Origin of the sequence: Pseudomonas yamanorum (genome assembly GCF_900105735.1) — a bacterium.
Lineage (GTDB): Bacteria > Pseudomonadota > Gammaproteobacteria > Pseudomonadales > Pseudomonadaceae > Aquipseudomonas > Aquipseudomonas yamanorum.
Genome location: NZ_LT629793.1, coordinates 2,094,226 through 2,110,805 on the forward strand (window position 1 = coordinate 2,094,226; position 16,580 = coordinate 2,110,805).

At 60.8% G+C, this 16,580-nt stretch carries 18 protein-coding genes; 5 read left to right on the forward strand and 13 right to left on the reverse strand.

What is annotated here, in order from left to right; all coding sequences use genetic code 11:
* Window positions 1–6 precede the first annotated feature (6 nt).
* A complete protein-coding gene (locus BLU46_RS10105) occupies window positions 7–1,107 on the reverse strand; it encodes an efflux RND transporter periplasmic adaptor subunit (RefSeq protein ID WP_063032931.1) in 1,101 nt (366 codons plus the stop codon).
* Between the two features lie 92 nt (window positions 1,108–1,199).
* On the opposite strand from BLU46_RS10105, the gene BLU46_RS10110 reads away from it, so the two are divergent.
* Window positions 1,200–1,838: a TetR/AcrR family transcriptional regulator gene (locus BLU46_RS10110; RefSeq protein ID WP_093201173.1), complete on the forward strand. Its 639-nt coding sequence runs from the start codon at window positions 1,200–1,202 to the stop codon at window positions 1,836–1,838.
* Window positions 1,839–2,649: 811 nt separating this feature from the next.
* Here the strand turns inward: BLU46_RS10110 and BLU46_RS10125 are convergent.
* Window positions 2,650–3,432: a class I SAM-dependent methyltransferase gene (locus tag BLU46_RS10125; protein ID WP_093201184.1), complete on the reverse strand. Its 783-nt coding sequence runs from the start codon at window positions 3,430–3,432 to the stop codon at window positions 2,650–2,652.
* Between the two features lie 96 nt (window positions 3,433–3,528).
* Here BLU46_RS10125 and BLU46_RS10130 point away from each other — a divergent pair, with 96 nt between their 5' ends.
* Complete coding sequence (locus BLU46_RS10130; RefSeq protein ID WP_093201188.1) at window positions 3,529–4,149, forward strand: energy transducer TonB; 621 nt, start codon at window positions 3,529–3,531, stop codon at window positions 4,147–4,149.
* A 3-nt stretch (window positions 4,150–4,152) separates the two neighbouring features.
* Here the strand turns inward: BLU46_RS10130 and BLU46_RS10135 are convergent, their stop codons facing one another.
* From BLU46_RS10135 to ppc, 7 genes are all read right to left on the reverse strand, one after another.
* On the reverse strand, window positions 4,153–4,851 hold the full coding sequence (locus BLU46_RS10135) for an extensin-like domain-containing protein (protein WP_063032934.1): 699 nt from the start codon (window positions 4,849–4,851) through the stop codon (window positions 4,153–4,155).
* Between the two features lie 6 nt (window positions 4,852–4,857).
* The gene (locus BLU46_RS10140) at window positions 4,858–5,685 is read right to left on the reverse strand and encodes an isocitrate lyase/PEP mutase family protein (RefSeq protein WP_093201192.1); all 828 of its coding nucleotides are present in this window, start codon (window positions 5,683–5,685) and stop codon (window positions 4,858–4,860) included.
* Between the two features lie 27 nt (window positions 5,686–5,712).
* Entirely contained in the window at window positions 5,713–6,573 is an 861-nt protein-coding gene (locus BLU46_RS10145; protein ID WP_093201196.1) for a DUF72 domain-containing protein, read from the reverse strand.
* Window positions 6,573–6,884 (reverse strand): hypothetical protein, encoded by a 312-nt coding sequence (locus tag BLU46_RS10150; RefSeq protein ID WP_063032935.1) that lies wholly within the window; start codon window positions 6,882–6,884, stop codon window positions 6,573–6,575. The genes BLU46_RS10145 and BLU46_RS10150 overlap by 1 nt, the downstream gene beginning before the upstream one ends.
* Before the next feature lie 160 nt (window positions 6,885–7,044).
* Window positions 7,045–7,731, reverse strand: coding sequence for a tRNA (adenosine(37)-N6)-threonylcarbamoyltransferase complex dimerization subunit type 1 TsaB (tsaB, locus tag BLU46_RS10155; RefSeq protein ID WP_063032936.1), 687 nt, complete (start codon window positions 7,729–7,731; stop codon window positions 7,045–7,047).
* 90 nt (window positions 7,732–7,821) lie between these two features.
* Window positions 7,822–8,469: an adenylate kinase gene (gene adk / locus BLU46_RS10160; protein WP_017479444.1), complete on the reverse strand. Its 648-nt coding sequence runs from the start codon at window positions 8,467–8,469 to the stop codon at window positions 7,822–7,824.
* Window positions 8,470–8,737: 268 nt separating this feature from the next.
* The gene (gene ppc / locus BLU46_RS10165) at window positions 8,738–11,383 is read right to left on the reverse strand and encodes a phosphoenolpyruvate carboxylase (protein WP_093201200.1); all 2,646 of its coding nucleotides are present in this window, start codon (window positions 11,381–11,383) and stop codon (window positions 8,738–8,740) included.
* A gap of 187 nt (window positions 11,384–11,570) precedes the next feature.
* On the opposite strand from ppc, the gene BLU46_RS10170 reads away from it, so the two are divergent.
* The 3 genes from BLU46_RS10170 (at window position 11,571) to BLU46_RS10180 (ending at window position 13,469) form a co-directional block, all read left to right on the forward strand.
* Entirely contained in the window at window positions 11,571–11,915 is a 345-nt protein-coding gene (locus BLU46_RS10170) for a hypothetical protein (RefSeq protein ID WP_010176787.1), read from the forward strand.
* Between the two features lie 284 nt (window positions 11,916–12,199).
* The gene (locus BLU46_RS10175) at window positions 12,200–12,628 is read left to right on the forward strand and encodes a DUF4398 domain-containing protein (RefSeq protein ID WP_003219226.1); all 429 of its coding nucleotides are present in this window, start codon (window positions 12,200–12,202) and stop codon (window positions 12,626–12,628) included.
* A gap of 55 nt (window positions 12,629–12,683) precedes the next feature.
* Window positions 12,684–13,469, forward strand: a complete 786-nt coding sequence (locus tag BLU46_RS10180; RefSeq protein ID WP_063032938.1) for an OmpA family protein — start codon at window positions 12,684–12,686, stop codon at window positions 13,467–13,469.
* Window positions 13,470–13,565: 96 nt separating this feature from the next.
* Here the strand turns inward: BLU46_RS10180 and BLU46_RS10185 are convergent, their stop codons facing one another.
* The 4 genes from BLU46_RS10185 to BLU46_RS10200 all read right to left on the reverse strand — a co-directional run bounded on the left by BLU46_RS10185 (window position 13,566) and on the right by BLU46_RS10200 (window position 16,580).
* Window positions 13,566–13,814, reverse strand: coding sequence for a hypothetical protein (locus BLU46_RS10185; protein WP_063032939.1), 249 nt, complete (start codon window positions 13,812–13,814; stop codon window positions 13,566–13,568).
* Between the two features lie 102 nt (window positions 13,815–13,916).
* Window positions 13,917–14,243 (reverse strand): hypothetical protein, encoded by a 327-nt coding sequence (locus BLU46_RS10190; RefSeq protein ID WP_003219233.1) that lies wholly within the window; start codon window positions 14,241–14,243, stop codon window positions 13,917–13,919.
* Window positions 14,240–15,145, reverse strand: a complete 906-nt coding sequence (locus BLU46_RS10195; protein ID WP_093201204.1) for an alpha/beta hydrolase — start codon at window positions 15,143–15,145, stop codon at window positions 14,240–14,242. The genes BLU46_RS10190 and BLU46_RS10195 overlap by 4 nt, the downstream gene beginning before the upstream one ends.
* A gap of 157 nt (window positions 15,146–15,302) precedes the next feature.
* A complete protein-coding gene (locus BLU46_RS10200) occupies window positions 15,303–16,580 on the reverse strand; it encodes a flavohemoglobin expression-modulating QEGLA motif protein (protein WP_017479451.1) in 1,278 nt (425 codons plus the stop codon).

Below are 16,580 nucleotides of genomic sequence, written 5' to 3' on the forward strand. Positions count from 1 at the left end.
CGGGGACTACTCCTTGGCCGCCAGACTTACCACTCGGTTGGAGCGATCCACCGGGCGCACTTGCTGGCCCTCATGGAGTACATGCACACCGGCAGCGATCACCCAGTCGGTAGGGTTCAGGCCTTCCAGCACCGGCACGGTCTTCTCGCCAAAGGCACCGATGCGCACCGGTGTGCGCTTGAGGGTGTTGTCGGGTTGTACCACCCAGACGTAGGACGCCCCGTTCTCCGCGCTGAGGGCAGACAGTGGCACCGCCAAAGGAATCACGCCGTCGGCCTGTATGAATACGCGAGCGCTCTGCCCCAGTTCCGCAGGCACCTTGCCGCCGGTAAACGCGACACGGGCAGCGAAGGTTCGCGACTTTGGATCGGCGGCGGGCGACAGTTCGCGGATGCGGCCGTTGAAGCGCTGGTCGGGCTGGCTCCATAACTCCACGGACACCGGCTGGCCAATCTTGAAGCGCCCGAAGCTTTGCTCCGGCAGGCTGATCAGCACTTCCCGCTCGCCGTCGGTGGCGAGGGTGAATACGGTCTGGCCGGCAGACACCACCTGGCCGACTTCCACCGCACGCTTGGCGACCACGCCATCTTGCGGCGCCCGCAGCACGGCGTAACCGGCCTGGTTATTGGCCACGTCGAATTCGGCCTTGATCTGCTTGAGGCGAGCTTCACCGGAACGGTAGAGGTTTTCGGAATTGTCGTACTGGGAACGGCTGACCATCTGACGGTCCATCAGGGTCTTGTAGCGATCACGCTCGGCGCGCACCAGGCTCAGGTTCGCCTCAGCGGCGGCGACCTGGGCGCGGGTAGCTTCGAGTTGCAGGCGTACGTCCTGGGGATCGAGTTCTGCCAGAGGTTGGTTGGCCTTGACGCGCTCGCCCTCTTCCACCAGTCGTCGGCTGACTTTGCCGCCAATGCGAAAGGCCAGGTCGGGTTCATAACGGGCACGCACCTCACCGGGATAGCTGTCGGAAGCCTGCGCCGAAGGCTCTGGCTGAACCACCATGGCCGGGCGGACGGTGGTTTGCGCGGCTTCTTCATGGCCACAGGCAGCCAACAGGAATAACAAGCTGGCAGGCAACGCGAGTGGCAGGAAATAGCTGCGCATGCTGAAGGACCTTTCGCTAATAGTGCTAGTAATAATTATACTGGCCAGTATGTTATTAATACCAAACTCACCAGTCCAGTAATAAAGTGAAAATGTCCGACAATCCTGTAAACACCAATAGCCCCGGGCGTCCCAAGGACATGGCAAAACGCCAGGCGATCCTCGATGCGGCGAAGATCCTGTTTTTGAGTAATGGGTATGCCAGTACCAGCATGGATGCGGTGGCGGTGGAGGCCGGGGTGTCGAAGCTGACGGTGTACAGCCATTTCACCGACAAGGAGACGCTGTTCTCGGCGGCGGTGGTCGCCAAGTGCGAAGAGCAGTTACCGGTGATGTATTTCGAGCTGCCCGAAGGTATGCCGGTGGAGAAGGTGCTGCTTAATATCGCGCGCGGGTTTCATGTGCTGATCAACAGCGAGGAGTCGGTGAACCTGCATCGGTTGATGATGACTTCCGGGAGTCAGGATCCGAAGTTGTCGCAGATCTTTTTCGAAGCCGGGCCGATGCGTATGTTGCAGGGGATGGAGCGGCTGCTCTGTAAGATCGACCAGAGTGGCGCATTGCGTATTGCTAAGCCGTTCACCGCGGCGGAGCATTTTTTTTGCTTGCTCAAGGGGACGGCGAATTTTTGTTTGCTGTATGGATGCGGGGGGCAACTGAGCGCTGAGGCAGCCGAGGAGCATGTGCAGGAGGTTGTGGGGTTGTTTATGCGGGCTTATCGGGCTTTTTGAACTGAGTACATATCCGTTATTTAGGTAACGGCCACTTAGGGTTCCGCTCTTACAGCGGCTCACTTTTGAAAAGCGCAAAAGTAAGCAAAACGCTCTTGCCCCACCACTCGGCACCTCGCTAATGCTCGGTGTGCCCGCACTCCGGCTTTGGACCGTGGGCCGCCGTCATGGGCCATCCCTGGCCCAGGACGGCTAACCTGGCGTCCTGCCAGGTTACCCACGCTCCAAAGCCTGCGTTCGGCCAGCGTGGTTTAACGGGGCGCCTAAGATCAAAATCAAAAGCAAGAGCACAGCGGCCTCCCGGCCGGCTTGAGTGTTGAAGAGCAAAATCAAAAGCCAAAGCCGGCACGGTCAAGTGTGGGAGCTGGCTTGCCTGCGAGAGCATCAACTGGGTGTACCTGATACACCGAGGTGTCTGCATCGCAGGCAAGCCAGCTCCCACAGAAAAGCAGAGCCACCCCGCCCGTAGCAGCTGTCGAGCGCCAGCGAGGCTGCGTGCTTTTGATCTGCTTTTGATCTTGATCTGCGGGCCCCGTCAACCACGATGGCCGCAAGTAGGCACGGTGGAGCGGGTAAATCGGCAGGGATGCCGATTTAGCCGCGCCGGGCCATGGATGGCCCGTCGCGGCGGCCCGCGGAGCCGTGCCGGAGTGCGGGCATGCCGAGCCTAAGCGAGGCACCGAGTGGTGGGGCAAAGACCTTTTGGTTACTTTTGGCTGGGCCGGCATTCCGGGCGTTTGCCAAAAGTGACCCGCTGTAAGAGCGGAACCATAAGTGGCCGTTACCTAAATAACGGATATGTACTCAACCCTCATGACTTCAGCGCCTTCTTCGGATAAATATCATACCGACTGGACTTCCCATCCAACGCATGACTCGGCTTCACCCCCTCAATGCAAGGCGCCTTACGCGGCCGCTTAACCACCACACGATGACTGGCCAAAGCCAACGCCGCCGCCAACAACGCCGGAGCATCCGGATCATCCCCCACCAAGGGCCGAAACAACCGCATCTCCTTCTTCACCAACGCAGTCTTCTCCCGATGAGGAAACATCGGATCCAGATAAATCACCTGAGGCGGCTCCCCCTCCCAATTGCGCATCACCTCGATGGAGTTGCCCTTGAGCAACTTCATCCGCGCCACAATCGGCGCCACCTCAAAATCCTCGGCCCCGCGCGCCAGACCATCTTCCAGCAATGCCCCAATCAACGGCTGCCGCTCGATCAGGCTCATCTCGCACCCCAAACTGGCCAGTACGAAAGCATCCTTGCCCAACCCCGCCGTAGCATCCAACACCCGCGGCCGCACGCCCTGAGCTACGCCCACCGCCTTGGCAATCATCTGCCCGCTGCCACCACCGTACAAACGCCGGTGCGCCGCACCACCCTCCACAAAATCCACCCGCACCGGCCCAGGCGCATCAGGTCCCAGCTGTTGTAACTGCAGGCCCTGCTCCCCCACCTGCAAGGCAAAGTCCGCCTCATCCAGCTGCAAAGGCAACCCAAGCTGCTCGGCCCAGTGCTGGGCGCGGGCCTGAAAACCTTCGGCCAAGGCCTCGACCCGAATGCGGCTGGCCGCTGGTTGTTCGCTCATCGGTGACTACGCTCAAAAATATTAAGGATCGGCGAAAAGCGGCCGATAGAAAAAAGGATCAGGCATTTTGCCAGAGCTGAGCGACGATCGAGAGAAATGTCAGACATTCCTTCGCTATTTACCGGTGTACTGCCGACCCACAACCACTTCGGCCTGCGCAATACCCAAGCGCTGGCCGGGGTCAGTCATGTGTGGCAGGACTTCTTCGCCCAGGCGTTGGCCGAACAGCTCGGCGACACGCCCGGCGCGCTCGCCAAGTCCGTGGCAATCCCGGTAGATCCATCGGTTGAACCCAGTGAAGGCAGTGACCTGTTGTCGCAGATCGTCACCCAGCGCGCATGTGACGTGAAAGACACCGAGATCGCCCCACCCGAGCCGCTGTTCCTGCCCATCGCCGAATTCGAATTGGAGTTGCTGCCACCGGCCTCGCCACCGTATCCGGCGGAAGAACTGGTCGCCCAGCAAAAGCAGCAAAACTTCGAAAGCGGTTGGGTGCGCCCTATTGTGCTGACCGCCGGCCAACCGCTGCCCGAGCCTGGCCCGGCGCCTCAGCCACGCCCATTGCACCTGCCGATTGCCGAATTCGAACTGGACCTGCTGCCACCACCGCCGCCGCCGTTCCCGGCAGAAGAGCTGGTTGAGCAACAAAAAGCCCTGGACTTCGACAGCCGCTGGGCTCGCCCGCTGATTATCCACAACCTGCGCCTGGCCGCCTGACGCTCAGCGACACACCCACCAACGCCCCATGTCGAGATGAAAGTGGTTTCGGTGGGCGGCGTTGTAATCCGGGCTCAACACCACATTGAAATCCTTGCAGGCGCCGTCGCGTACCTGCCGCAGGAAACGCGCACTTTCGCCGTCACCCGGCCAATCCTTGAGCACGCTGATGGTGCGCCCGTCCGCCAGGCGAAACCCGGCGATGTCCAGGGCGTTGGCCGATGCGTGCTGGCTGAGTCGCCCATCGGCACGGTTGTAGATATTGCGACAGGCAAAGCTGCCGAGATGATCGACCCGCGTCACGGCCTGGCCAAATACCGCCTGGGCCGCCGGCTGCAAGCTGTGGCGCTCGAACAGGGCGAATGCCACGGCCAGCGGGCAACTGGCGAGAAAGCTGCTGCTCAAGCCGACATCAGCGCCTTGAACCCGCAAGGTATTACGCAGCGGGCAAGCGGCATCGACAGGGCTGTCGGCCTGATGGGTGACCCGCAACCCAGAGGTTTTCAGCACCTGGTCACACAGCGCAGGATCATCCTGAAGGCGCCCCAGTTTGAATCGGGTCAGCAGGTTCGGGCTTGCGCGCACGTCCAGCGGCGCCCACGGGTTCCAGTCATCGGGCAGCGGCACCCAGCCCCGCCACACGCCGACCAGCAGACCACCCGCCAACACGAGCAACACCCCCAGTACCTTGAAGGAACGCACGATGCCTCAAGCCTTGAACAGTTGATTGGCCTGGCTGAACGGCATCGAGCGTTCGGTAAAGTTAAACGTACCCAGTTCATGAATCTCCTGGGCCGCCCTGAAGAACTCTCCATACGCCGCCAGGGCCATCGCCGAGCCGACGCTGATGCGTTTGACGCCCATCTCGCTCAACTGCGCCACGCTGAGTTTCAGGGCGCCTGACATCAAGATATTCACAGGCTTTGGCGCGACCGCCTTCACCACGGCCAACACTTCCTCGGCACTGCGCAGGGCCGGTGCATACAGCACGTCGGCACCGGCTTCGGCGTAAGCCTGGAGGCGGCGGATGGTGTCGGGCAAATCCAGCCGGCCATGCAGGAGGTTTTCCGCGCGGGCGGTCAGGGTGAAAGGAAATGGCAAGCTGCGGGCAGCGGCGACCGCGGCTTCGACGCGCTCGACGGACAGGTCAAAGGGATAGATCGGGTCGACGGCAATCCCGGTGGCGTCTTCGATGGAGCCACCGACAATGCCAGTCGCTGCGGCGCGCAGGATGGTCTCGGCACAACCTTGGGGCGTATCGCTGAAGCCGTTTTCCAGGTCGGCGGCGACGGGCAGCGAGGTGGCCTGGACGATCATCCCGGCGTTGCCCAAGGTGTCTTCCAGCGACAGCGCACCTTCGGCATCCGGGCGGCCGAGGCTGAAGGCGAAGCCGGCACTGGTGGTGGCCAGGGCTTCGAAACCCAGGCTGGCGAGCATTTTTGCGGAGCCGGCATCCCACGGATTGGGCATCACGAAGGCACGGTCACGCTCATGCAGGGCCTTGAAGGTTTCGGCGCGAAGGGTTTGGGCATCCATGACTGACTCCTGTCGGGGAAAGGAGCCTTAGAGTAACCCCAGTTGCTCCGCTTCGGGTTCTCGATGAATCTGCGGCAAGGCCGGCAAGCCGGGCAAACGCACCATCAGCTTTTCGTGAAAGCGCAGGGCCAGTTGGGCCGCCAGGCGATTGTCAGAGGTGTGGAGAAAAACATAGGGCGTGCGACCCTCTTCGATCCAGCCGGCGACCTTTTCAACCCAGGGCACCAGGAACGGGTCATTGGCTTCCAGCTCCGGATGGCCAATAAAGCGCACTTGCGGAAACTGCGTCAGCGCCGCCGGACGAGGCGGCACCTTGGGCTTTTTCGATTGGGCATGCAGCACGGCCGCGGAGGTAGACGTGCAACTGAACAGCGCACGCGGATCCAGGCAGATGCGCTCGACACCGCGGTCGCGCAGCAAGCGGTTGAGACTGCGCTCGGCGTCGCCTTTGGCAAAGAACTCCGAGTGGCGCACTTCCACTGCCAACGGTCGCTCCACGCCGTCAATGAAACCCGCCAGTTCGCCCAGGCGCTGCGGGGTAAAACTGGCCGGCATTTGCAGCCACAACGGCGAAATGCGCTCCCCCAACGGGCTCATCAAGCCAAGGAAACTTTCCGCCGCCGGCAACTGCTCAATCAGGTTGCCGCTGTGGCTGATGTCACCCGGAAACTTGGCCGTGAAGCGAAAATGCTCGGGCATGATTTCAGCCCAGCGCTGCACGGTAGCGACGGAGGGGCGGGCATAGAACGTGGTGTTGCCCTCAACGGCGTTGAAGACGTGGGAGTACAGGGCGAGGTAATCGCTGGAACGGGCGTCGGCGGGATACAGGTAGTCGCGCCAGGCGTTTTCACTCCAGGACGGACAACCGAGAAAGTAAGGCAGCCGCATCAGATATGGATATCGAGGCCCAGCACTTCCATATCCCATTCGACAAAGCCGGCGGTGGTCAGGTAGCTGGCCAGGGCATTGGCGACGTTTTTGCTCATGGAGCGCGGGAAGACCATATCTTGCTGGCGGGCAGGAACACCGCTGGTGCGTGCACTGCTGGACGCTTGGGAACGCGTTGAAACAGCGGAGGTGTCGGACTGGATTTCAACAAAGTCGGGCGAGTCTTCGACGGAGTCGTCTACCGTCACGTTCGCCTTGCGAGGCTTACGCTTGAGGGGGTAGGACTGTGATGAAAAGCCGTCTATGCGCATACATGCGAACTCGGTATCGGTGATGGCATTTTAGTGGCGCTTTCCATGGCGCGCAAATGCTCTGGTGATAACTAGAACACATAATTGGTAAAAGGTTTAAAAGCGCGGGAAAATTCTGACGATTGGCTATTTTTGCCTGAATTTGCCCGCATTTTTGACGTCAAATAATGCCGCGTTCAGCCTTGGTCTGCGCCACTTTATCCCGCAGGTACACAGGCGCTGCCTGGTCGGCGGGAATCGCCTCGCCCCGCTCCCAGGCAAAGCGTGCCAAGGCCAGCAGGTCTTCGGCATGGGGCAACATTGCGGCATCCTGGCCGGCAAGCGTTACGCCAATGCGCTCGCCATAGCCCCAGCCGGTGCCGGCCCCGAACCAGTCGCCGCTGGCATCAGCCGGCAAGGCCGCCGTTTCAGGCGGCAGCACGGCTTCAGCCCCCACCAGGCGCATCTCGCCAGCGGTTTCGCGGTAGCAACCCCAATACACTTCGTCCATGCGCGCATCGATGGCCGCCGCGACCTGGCTGGCGCCGTGTTCGCGAAACGCCCGCTGCGCCAGCACCGCCAGGTTGGACACCGGCAACACTGGACGCTCCAGCGCAAACGCCAGGCCCTGGACCACACCGATAGCGATGCGCACACCGGTAAACGCGCCCGGGCCACGCCCGAATGCGATGGCGTCCACCGCCGACAAGGTGGTGCCTGCGTCCAGCAGCAATTGCTTGATCATCGGCAACAGCTTCTGCGCGTGCAGGCGCGGGATCACCTCGTAGTGGCTTGTGACCTTGCCATCGTGCAGCAGGGCAACGGAGCAAGCTTCAGTCGCGGTGTCCAGGGCCAGCAAGGTGCTCATCGGTGTATGCATCCACGTTGAAAAAAAAGTGCGTCAGTATAAACAACAACGGCCCGCAAGCGGGCCGTTGTCAATCAAGCGGGTGAACGATCAGCTCAGCGCTTGCAGTACTTTGCCAGTGATGGCTTCAACCGAACCCACACCTTCGATGTGGCTGTACTTCGGCTTGCCCTGGGCGGCCGAGAGTTTCTGGTAGAAGTCCACCAGTGGCTTGGTCTGGGAATGGTAGACCGACAGGCGATGGCGCACGGTTTCTTCGGTATCGTCTTTACGCTGCACCAGGTCTTCGCCGGTGACATCATCCTTGCCCGCCACTTTCGGCGGGTTGTAGACGATGTGGTAGACGCGGCCCGAGGCTTCGTGAACACGACGACCGGCAATACGCTGCACGATCTCTTCGTCTTCAACGGCGATTTCCACCACGTTGTCCAGTTCGACGCCGGCCTTCACCAGGGCTTCAGCCTGGGGAATGGTGCGCGGGAAACCGTCGAACAGGAAACCGTTCTTGCAGTCGTCCTGGCTGATGCGTTCCTTGACCAGGTTGATGATCAAGTCATCGGAGACCAGGCCGCCGCTGTCCATCACGCTCTTGGCGATCAGGCCCAGCTCGGTGCCGGCCTTGACGGCCGCGCGCAGCATGTCGCCGGTGGAGATTTGTGGAATGCCGAATTTTTCAGTGATGAACTTTGCCTGAGTACCTTTACCGGCCCCGGGAGCTCCCAGCAGAATGACGCGCATCGATGTGCTCCTCAATTTTTTATAAAGATGACGCTCGGATTCGCCGCATGGGGCCAATCTCGGAAATTTTGGGTCCAGGCCGCACAAACGGCCAAAGGCTGATCAAGATACACAGCAGGCCCAAACCACACAAGCCGCCGAAAGTAGGAGAAACCCGCGCCGCGCTGGCTTTATAGGCAGGTACAACCCTGACAGCAAAACGCCGGTCGCCTTTTTGACGGCGACCGGCGCGATGTATCTGCAAGCTATTGAGAACACGCCATAAATGTCAGCCGGTGTTGCGCAAACCAGCGGCAATACCGGCCACAGACACCAGCAGCGCCTGTTCCAGAGGGCTGTCCTGCGCCGCTTCCTGTTGCCGTGATCGGGCCAGTAATTCGGCCTGCAGCAGGTGCAACGGGTCCAGGTAGGTGTTGCGCAAGCGGATGAACTCCAGGGTATCGGGGCTGTGGGCCAACAGTTGAGACTGGCCAGTCAGGCCAAGCACCACGCTGCACGCCTGCGACAATAGGTCGCGTAAGTGCGCACCCAATGGCAGCAGATCGGGCTGCACCAGACGCTCGTCATACAGGCGGGCGATGTCGGCGTCGGCCTTGGCCAACACCATTTCCAGCATATCGATGCGCGTACGGAAGAACGGCCACTGCTCGCGCATCTGCCCCAGCAACTCGCCTTCGCCCCGCTCCAGGGCCTTGCTCAACGCCGCTTCCCAGCCGAGCCAGGCCGGCAGCATCAGGCGTGTCTGGGTCCAGCCGAAGATCCACGGGATCGCCCGCAGGCTTTCGATACCACCGGCCCGGCGCTTGGCCGGGCGACTGCCCAACGGCAAGCGGCCCAACTCCTGCTCCGGCGTGGACTGGCGGAAATACTCGACAAATTGCGGATTTTCCCGCACCACGGCGCGGTAAGCGCTGACACCGTCGGCGGCCAATTCGTCCATCAAGTGGCGCCACGCCGGTTCCGGTGGGGGCGGTGGCAGCAAGGTCGCCTCCAGCACCGCTGCCAGGTACAGGTTGAGGTTTTGCTCGGCAATGTCCGGCAGACCGAACTTGAAGCGGATCATCTCGCCTTGTTCGGTGGTGCGGAAACGCCCCGCTACCGAGCCCGGCGGCTGCGACAGGATCGCCGCGTGAGCCGGGCCGCCGCCACGGCCCACGGTGCCGCCGCGACCGTGGAACAGCAGCAGTTCGACTTGTTGTTCGCGGCAGATTTCCACCAACTGTTCCTGGGCCCGGTATTGCGCCCAGGCGGCGGCGGTAGTGCCCGCGTCCTTGGCCGAATCCGAGTAGCCGATCATCACTTCCTGCGGGCCTTGCAGACGGGCGCGATAACCCGGCAACAGCAGCAGTTTCTCGATCACCGGGCCTGCGTTGTCCAGGTCAGCCAGGGTCTCGAACAACGGCACCACCCGCATCGGCCGCTGTACGCCGGACTCCTTGAGCAGCAGTTGCACGGCCAATACATCCGACGCGGCGCCGGCCATGGAGATGACGTAGGAACCCAGGGACGCAGCAGGTGCGGCGGCGATTTCCTTGCAGGTGTTCAGCACTTCGGCGGTGTCTGCCGACGGCTTGAAGTAACCCGGCAACAGGGGGCGACGGTTGGCCAGTTCCTTCATCAGGAAACTGATGCGCGCCTCTTCGTCCCAATCCTCGTAACGGCCGAGGCCCAAGTAATCAGTGATTTCGGTCATGGCCGCGCAGTGACGGGTGGAATCCTGACGTACGTCGAGGCGCACCAGGAACAAGCCAAACGTCACAGCCCGACGCAGGCAATCCAGCAGCGGGCCGTCGGCAATCACACCCATGCCGCAGGTGTGCAACGACTCGTAGCACAGCTCCAGCGGCTCGAGCAGCTCGCGGTTGTTTTGCAGCACGTCGGCAGGCGCCGGCGTGGTGGTCGTCAACGAGGTGTGGGCCCATTGGCGTGTGGCGCGCAGACGCTCACGCAATTGCTTGAGCAACGCCCGATAAGGTTCAACGCTGTCACCCACCTTGGCCTGCAACGCCGGGCTGGCTTGTTGCATCGACAGCTCGGAGGCCAGGTGATCGATATCGCGCAAGTACAGGTCAGCGGCCATCCAGCGCGCGAGCAGCAACACTTCGCGGGTGACCGGGGCGGTGACGTTGGGGTTGCCGTCGCGGTCGCCGCCCATCCAGGAAGCGAAGCGAATCGGCGCGGCTTCCAGGGGCAGGCGCAGGCCAGTCGCGGCATGCAAGGCGTGATCGGCCTTGCGCAGATAATTCGGGATGGCGTACCACAGCGAATGCTCGATCACCGCAAAGCCCCACTTGGCTTCGTCTACAGGCGTGGGCCGGGTGCGGCGGATTTCTTCGGTGTGCCAGGCTTCGGCGATCAGGCGTTGCAGGCGATTGCGGATTTGCTCGCGCTCGGCGGTGGTGAGGTCGCGGTGATCCTGCAGGGCCAGTTGTGCGGCGATGGCGTCGTATTTCTGGATCAGGGTGCGGCGGGCGACTTCGGTGGGGTGAGCAGTGAGCACCAGTTCGATTTCCAACCGACCCAACTGGCGCGCCAGGGATTCGCTGCTGTGCCCTTCGCTCTGCAGGCGCGCCAGCAGTTCCGGCAGCACCCGCGACTCAAAGGGTGCAGGCGTTGATTCATCACGGCGGTGGATCAACTGGTACTGCTCGGCGATGTTGGCCAGGTTGAGAAACTGGTTGAAGGCCCGCGCCACCGGCAGCAGTTCATCTTCTTTCAGTTGATTGAGGCTGGCGCTCAGTTCTTCGCCGGCCACCTGCTCCGCGGCCGCGCCACGGCGGTCGGCCTTGGCGCCTTTACGGATCTGCTCGATCTTGTCGAGGAATTCATCGCCGTACTGCTCTCGAATCGTGTTGCCCAACAGCTCACCCAGCAGGTGAACATCCTCACGCAAACGTGCATCGATATCGCTCATCAGCCAATCTCCAGCAGAAAATCCGGGACGCTTTGATCTTCAAGAGTGCCGCCCACGGCGACGTCTTACAAGGAACTTTAAACCTTGTGAGTTGCAGCTAGTCTCAACAGTAAGCCGCAGCGTTATCCGCGCTGGCCGGCTGGTCACTCATCATCGCCCGCGTACCGTGGGCTCCATTGAGGTTGCCATGAAAATCCGAGAATTGGCCCAGCATTGGGAAGAAAACGCCAAGGGTCGCCTGACCAAAACCGAATACGCCATCCATCTGGACGTGGAAGCCGCTGCCAGACTGGCGGCGATATCCGAGATGTACCCCAAGCGCCATACCGAAGAACTGCTCGGCGAGTTGATCGGCGCAGCGCTCGAAGAGCTGGAAGCGAGCTTTCCCTACATCAAGGGCAAGCAGGTGATTGCCACCGATGAGGAAGGCGATCCGCTGTACGAAGACGTCGGCCCAACCCCACGGTTTCTCACGCTGTCACGGCGTTATCTGCACGATCTGTCAGCTCAGTCCGACAAGCAGAAACACTAGTCAACCTCCGCTACAAAAATCGCTTCCCCCTGTATTCAGGGCCTCCTAGAGGCTCTGGATACCGCTGCGCAGTGCAAAAGTTCCAACTTTTAAACGCTGACCAATCAGTCAAATATTTTTTTAGGCAAATCGCCATCTTCGCTGAACTATTCAAAAAAGCCTCCGGTCACAGCCAGTAAGCCATCACTTGGAACAGCCGTTTGAATAGGCGTCCTGAGCTTACCGCCGGGCCCCGCAGACACTGCAAGCCGGAGATGGATTTGATGTTTTTCAGGAGTTACCTAATGGAGTTGAAGACGATGAAGACCAGCACTGCCAAAACCTCGTTTAACCACCTGCGCGGGCTTAAATTGGCCGCGCTGGCAATCGGCACCAGCTTCGTACTGGCTGGCTGCGCCGGCAACCCGCCGACCGAGCAGTACGCTGTCACCCAATCTGCGGTGAACAGCGCTGTCAGCGCCGGCGGTACCGAGTTCGCAGCTGTGGAGATGAAGTCTGCCCAGGACAAACTGAAGCAAGCTGAAATCGCCATGCACGACAAGAACTATGACGAGGCCCGTCGCCTGGCCGAGCAATCCGAGTGGGACGCTCGCGTAGCAGAGCGTAAAGCCCAGGCTGCCAAGGCCGAACAGGCTGTGAAGGATTCCCAGAAAGCTGTTCAGGAGCTGCGTCAGGAAGGCATGCGCCCGGCTGTGATCCAGCCGCAACAATAAGCCGCTGCTTCTGATTGCATTGCACCCGAAACCGAATTGAAAGGACGACACGACTATGCGTAAACAATTGATGATCCCTGCCCTGCTGGCGATGAGCGTTGCTCTGGCGGCTTGCTCCACCCCGCCGAACCAGAACCTGGAAAACGCTCGGACCAACTTCTCGGCCCTGCAAGCCAACCCGCAAGCCACCAAAGTAGCGGCGCTGGAAACAAAAGACGCCAGCGACTGGCTGGACAAGGCCGACAAGGCCTACCGCGACAAGGAAGACCAGAAGAAGGTCGACCAGCTGGCCTACCTGACCAACCAGCGTGTTGAAGTGGCCAAGGACACCATCGTCCTGCGTGAGTCCGAAGCCAAGCTGAAAAACGCTGGCGACGAACGTGCCCGTGCCCTGCTGCAAGCCCGTGACGCGCAGATCAAGCAACTGCAAGACAGCTTGAACGCCAAGCAGACTGATCGCGGTACGCTGGTGACCTTTGGTGACGTGCTGTTCGCCACCAACAAGTCCGACCTGAAGTCCAGCGGCCTGGTAAACATCACCAAGCTGGCGCAGTTCCTGCGCGACAACCCGGACCGTAAAGTGATTGTCGAAGGCTACACCGACAGCACCGGTTCCGACTCGTACAACCAGAGCCTGTCCGAGCGCCGCGCCGCTTCTGTACAGCGCGCACTGGCTAACCAGGGTGTGGACATCTCACGCATCGTGACCCAGGGCTATGGCAAGGAATACCCGGTTGCCGATAACAGCAGCGTTTCGGGCCGCGCCATGAACCGTCGCGTTGAAGTGACCATCTCCAACGACAACCAGCCGGTCAAGCCACGTTCTTCGATGGCCAACTGATCGATTGATGCTCCATAAAGAACCCCGCCAATTGGCGGGGTTCTTTGCTTATGGGCACAGGCGGATCAGACCGATATTCTCACCACCTGCACACACTCAACCAAACTGAATCTGTCCGGCGTTGCCAGCCTGTTGGCCTTGGCCTTCACCACCCTGGCTTTGACTGCTTTGTTGCTCAGCTTGCATCAGCAACTTCTTGAGTACCTCCAAAAGATCGTCCCCCCCTATCCCCTTGGAGACACCGGCGCTTTGGCCAGCTTCAGCCTTGGGAGATCCGGAATCTTCGATACCCTTGCTGCCAAAATTGCCAAAGCTTTGCGCAGAAGATGAATCATTAACTTGCATATAGATAACTCCACATTAGGTAACCGAATCAGCGACGCTGATCGGTCCGAAATCTGTGGTAATCAATCCAGAATAGTTCCAGCGACGCTCCGGCGACCGGCCTTACTGCTCCAGTTGCGGCGTTTCCTGGCCCATGCAGCGCACCGCCTGTTTCTTGCTGTTGACCAGTACGCCGGTCAGGCCTTTCTGTTCAGTATCAAATAGCACCAGCACGCCATCGACGCACTGCGCCACTTGGGCAGCCGGGGTCAGGGAGATTTTGTAGTCCTCGCCCGGCACGGTCTTGAGCATGGTGAAGTCGCTGAGCAGCAACGCGTCCTCGGGCTTGGCGAAGTGCAAATAGCCGTAGTACCACAGGCAGCCGACGGTGCCGATGATGGTGCCGATGCCAGTGAGGATCAGGGGGATCATGTTGCGTTCTTCGCTCATTGCGGGCTCTCTGCGTTGGAATTCGGGGCCGTCGGGTAATTGGGGATTTCCCCCAGGCGGCGCAGCCCGTTGAAGTGCTGCGGGTCGTCGAGGTAGCGCAGCATCACGGTTTGCCAGGTCTTGTCGGCAAAGGTCTGCACGTGACCACCCCGGGTCAATTGCAGCACCCTCGGTGGCGGCGCAGCTTGATACAGGCGGATGCCGTTGGACAGCGGCACGATCGGATCATCGAGGCTGTGGAACAACAACTTCGGCACCCCGGTCAGGCGGGGCATGGCATTGATTGCACTGTCGGCGTCCGGCACCAGCCACGACAACGGTACCTGGAACGGCCATGTTAGCCAGGAGGTGCTGAGGGCGAATTGTCCTACGTCACGATAACTGGCCGGCACACCGTCCAGCACCAGCGCCTTGAGTTGTGGCTGACGTTCGGGATGCTCTGCCAGATAGTGCACCACCAGCGCACCGCCCAGGCTTTGGCCCAGCACGATCAGTGGTTGACCCTGGGTCTCGGGGGCGTTGTCGATCCACTTGAAGGCCGCATCGATGTCCTGGTAGACCGCCGGCAGCGAGGGTTCACCTTCGGACAGGCCGTAACCGCGATAGTCCACCAACAGCACTTGATAGCCCTGCTCCGGCAGCCACCAACTGCCACCGAGGTGCCAGGCGAGGTTGCCGCCGTTGCCGTGCAGGTGCAGCACCGTGCCCTTGAGCGGCACACCGGCCTTGGCCGGCAGCCACCAGGCGTGCAGCTTGAGGCCATCGGCGGTGGTCAGCGTGACGTCCCGGTATTGCAGGTGGGCCTTTTCCGGGGTGAACGGCAAGCCGCGCTCCGGGTAAAACAGCAGGGAGCTGCAGCCGTTCAGGGTCAATAGCAGGCAAAGAATGCCGAGGATTCTCATCCGTTGAAGCCTCGTGAGTGGGTTGGAATAGCGTCCCATGGCTAATGGAGATCAACTGTGGGAGCTGGCTTGCCTGCGATAACGGTGTTGGATTCACCATCGCCATCGCAGGCAAGCCAGCTCCCACATTTTGACCCGGTTCCTTCAGGGAAATCCCTTAAAGGATATTGGAGTAATCCGCCTCGATCCGGTCCAGGCTCAAATGGTTGAGGAAGTTGGAGAAACACATCCACGCCGCCAACGCATTCATGTCGCGGAACTGATCCGGCAGGTATTTGGGGGGTACCACCAGGCCTTCATCCACCAGTTGGCGCAGGGTGCGCATGTCTTCCAGGGTGGTCTTGCCGCAGAACAGCAGCGGCACTTGCTCAAGTTTGCCTTTGCGCACGGCCAGCTGAATGTAGTTGTAAACCATGATAAAGCCCTTCAAGTAGGACAAATCCTTGGTAAACGGCAGACCCGTAGGCGTCGACCCACGGAAAACCCGGCTGGCGTTGCCGTAGCTTTCCGCCATCTCAAAGCCCTGCTCGCGGAAGAATTCGAACACCTGCAGGAAATCGGCACCCTGCTCCACCATATGAATGGCGCGGGTGCGGTTGGTCAGCTTGCGCAGGCGGCTGGGGTAGGAGGCGAAGGTGATGATTTCCATCAGGATCGCCAGGCCTTCCTGGGTCACCGTCGACGAGGGTGGGCCCTTGGACAGGAAGGTGCAGATCGGCTGGTTCTGGCCATTGAGGGTGGTGCCTACATGCACCAGACCTTCATGGACCTCCAGGGCACGCACGTCGCGGTCGTTGAACATCGCGTCGGCGCGGATCTTGATGTAGTCGGCGCCTGCCGCTGCGTCCGCCACGATGCCGTCGGACTCGAACACCCGAATGGTTTCCTCGGCCTCGCCGAACACCTTGTTCAGGCGGCTTTGCAGCAGGTTGACGGCGTCCTTGGCGGTCAGGGTCTTGGCTTCGTCCTTGAGGTCGCCACGGCCATCAATATTGTTCAGGTAGTCCGACATCATCAGGCCCAGATCAGCCAGGGTCGGGTCACCGGCGTGGAACGCATCGGAGGCGGCGCCGTACAGCTCCTGGGAGATCAGGCCGAAATCCTCGGTGCCGCGGGCTTCGAGCATCCGCACCACCATGCGGTATTCCTTGCACATGCGCCGCATGATCTGCCCGACCGGGTTGAACTGACCCAGTTGGCGGGTGATGTCACGCTCGATGTTCTGGAACTCCAGCTTCACCGCGCTGGAATCGAACGACAGCGGTCGATTCAGGTAGTAATCGCGGTCCACCGCCGGCATTTCCTTGCCCTTGGCCTTGAGGAATCCCTGGCGAATATTCTCGTCCCACTTCACGGCGTCGAGGACGCGAATCGGTGTTTGCGCCAGCACAATGCGATCAGACAAGGTGCGTATCGTCTGCTGGTAATCGTCCAC

Bases quoted from the DNA above. Each gene is read 5' to 3' on its own strand.
- BLU46_RS10105 (WP_063032931.1), bottom strand. From the start codon at position 1,107: ATGCGCAGCTATTTCCTGCCACTCGCGTTGCCTGCCAGCTTGTTATTC.
- BLU46_RS10110 (WP_093201173.1), top strand. From the start codon at position 1,200: ATGTCCGACAATCCTGTAAACACCAATAGCCCCGGGCGTCCCAAGGAC.
- BLU46_RS10125 (WP_093201184.1), bottom strand. From the start codon at position 3,432: ATGAGCGAACAACCAGCGGCCAGCCGCATTCGGGTCGAGGCCTTGGCC.
- BLU46_RS10130 (WP_093201188.1), top strand. From the start codon at position 3,529: ATGTCAGACATTCCTTCGCTATTTACCGGTGTACTGCCGACCCACAAC.
- BLU46_RS10140 (WP_093201192.1), bottom strand. From the start codon at position 5,685: ATGGATGCCCAAACCCTTCGCGCCGAAACCTTCAAGGCCCTGCATGAG.
- BLU46_RS10145 (WP_093201196.1), bottom strand. From the start codon at position 6,573: ATGCGGCTGCCTTACTTTCTCGGTTGTCCGTCCTGGAGTGAAAACGCC.
- BLU46_RS10150 (WP_063032935.1), bottom strand. From the start codon at position 6,884: ATGCGCATAGACGGCTTTTCATCACAGTCCTACCCCCTCAAGCGTAAG.
- tsaB (WP_063032936.1), bottom strand. From the start codon at position 7,731: ATGAGCACCTTGCTGGCCCTGGACACCGCGACTGAAGCTTGCTCCGTT.
- adk (WP_017479444.1), bottom strand. From the start codon at position 8,469: ATGCGCGTCATTCTGCTGGGAGCTCCCGGGGCCGGTAAAGGTACTCAG.
- ppc (WP_093201200.1), bottom strand. From the start codon at position 11,383: ATGAGCGATATCGATGCACGTTTGCGTGAGGATGTTCACCTGCTGGGT.
- BLU46_RS10170 (WP_010176787.1), top strand. From the start codon at position 11,571: ATGAAAATCCGAGAATTGGCCCAGCATTGGGAAGAAAACGCCAAGGGT.
- BLU46_RS10175 (WP_003219226.1), top strand. From the start codon at position 12,200: ATGGAGTTGAAGACGATGAAGACCAGCACTGCCAAAACCTCGTTTAAC.
- BLU46_RS10180 (WP_063032938.1), top strand. From the start codon at position 12,684: ATGCGTAAACAATTGATGATCCCTGCCCTGCTGGCGATGAGCGTTGCT.
- BLU46_RS10185 (WP_063032939.1), bottom strand. From the start codon at position 13,814: ATGCAAGTTAATGATTCATCTTCTGCGCAAAGCTTTGGCAATTTTGGC.
- BLU46_RS10190 (WP_003219233.1), bottom strand. From the start codon at position 14,243: ATGAGCGAAGAACGCAACATGATCCCCCTGATCCTCACTGGCATCGGC.
- BLU46_RS10195 (WP_093201204.1), bottom strand. From the start codon at position 15,145: ATGAGAATCCTCGGCATTCTTTGCCTGCTATTGACCCTGAACGGCTGC.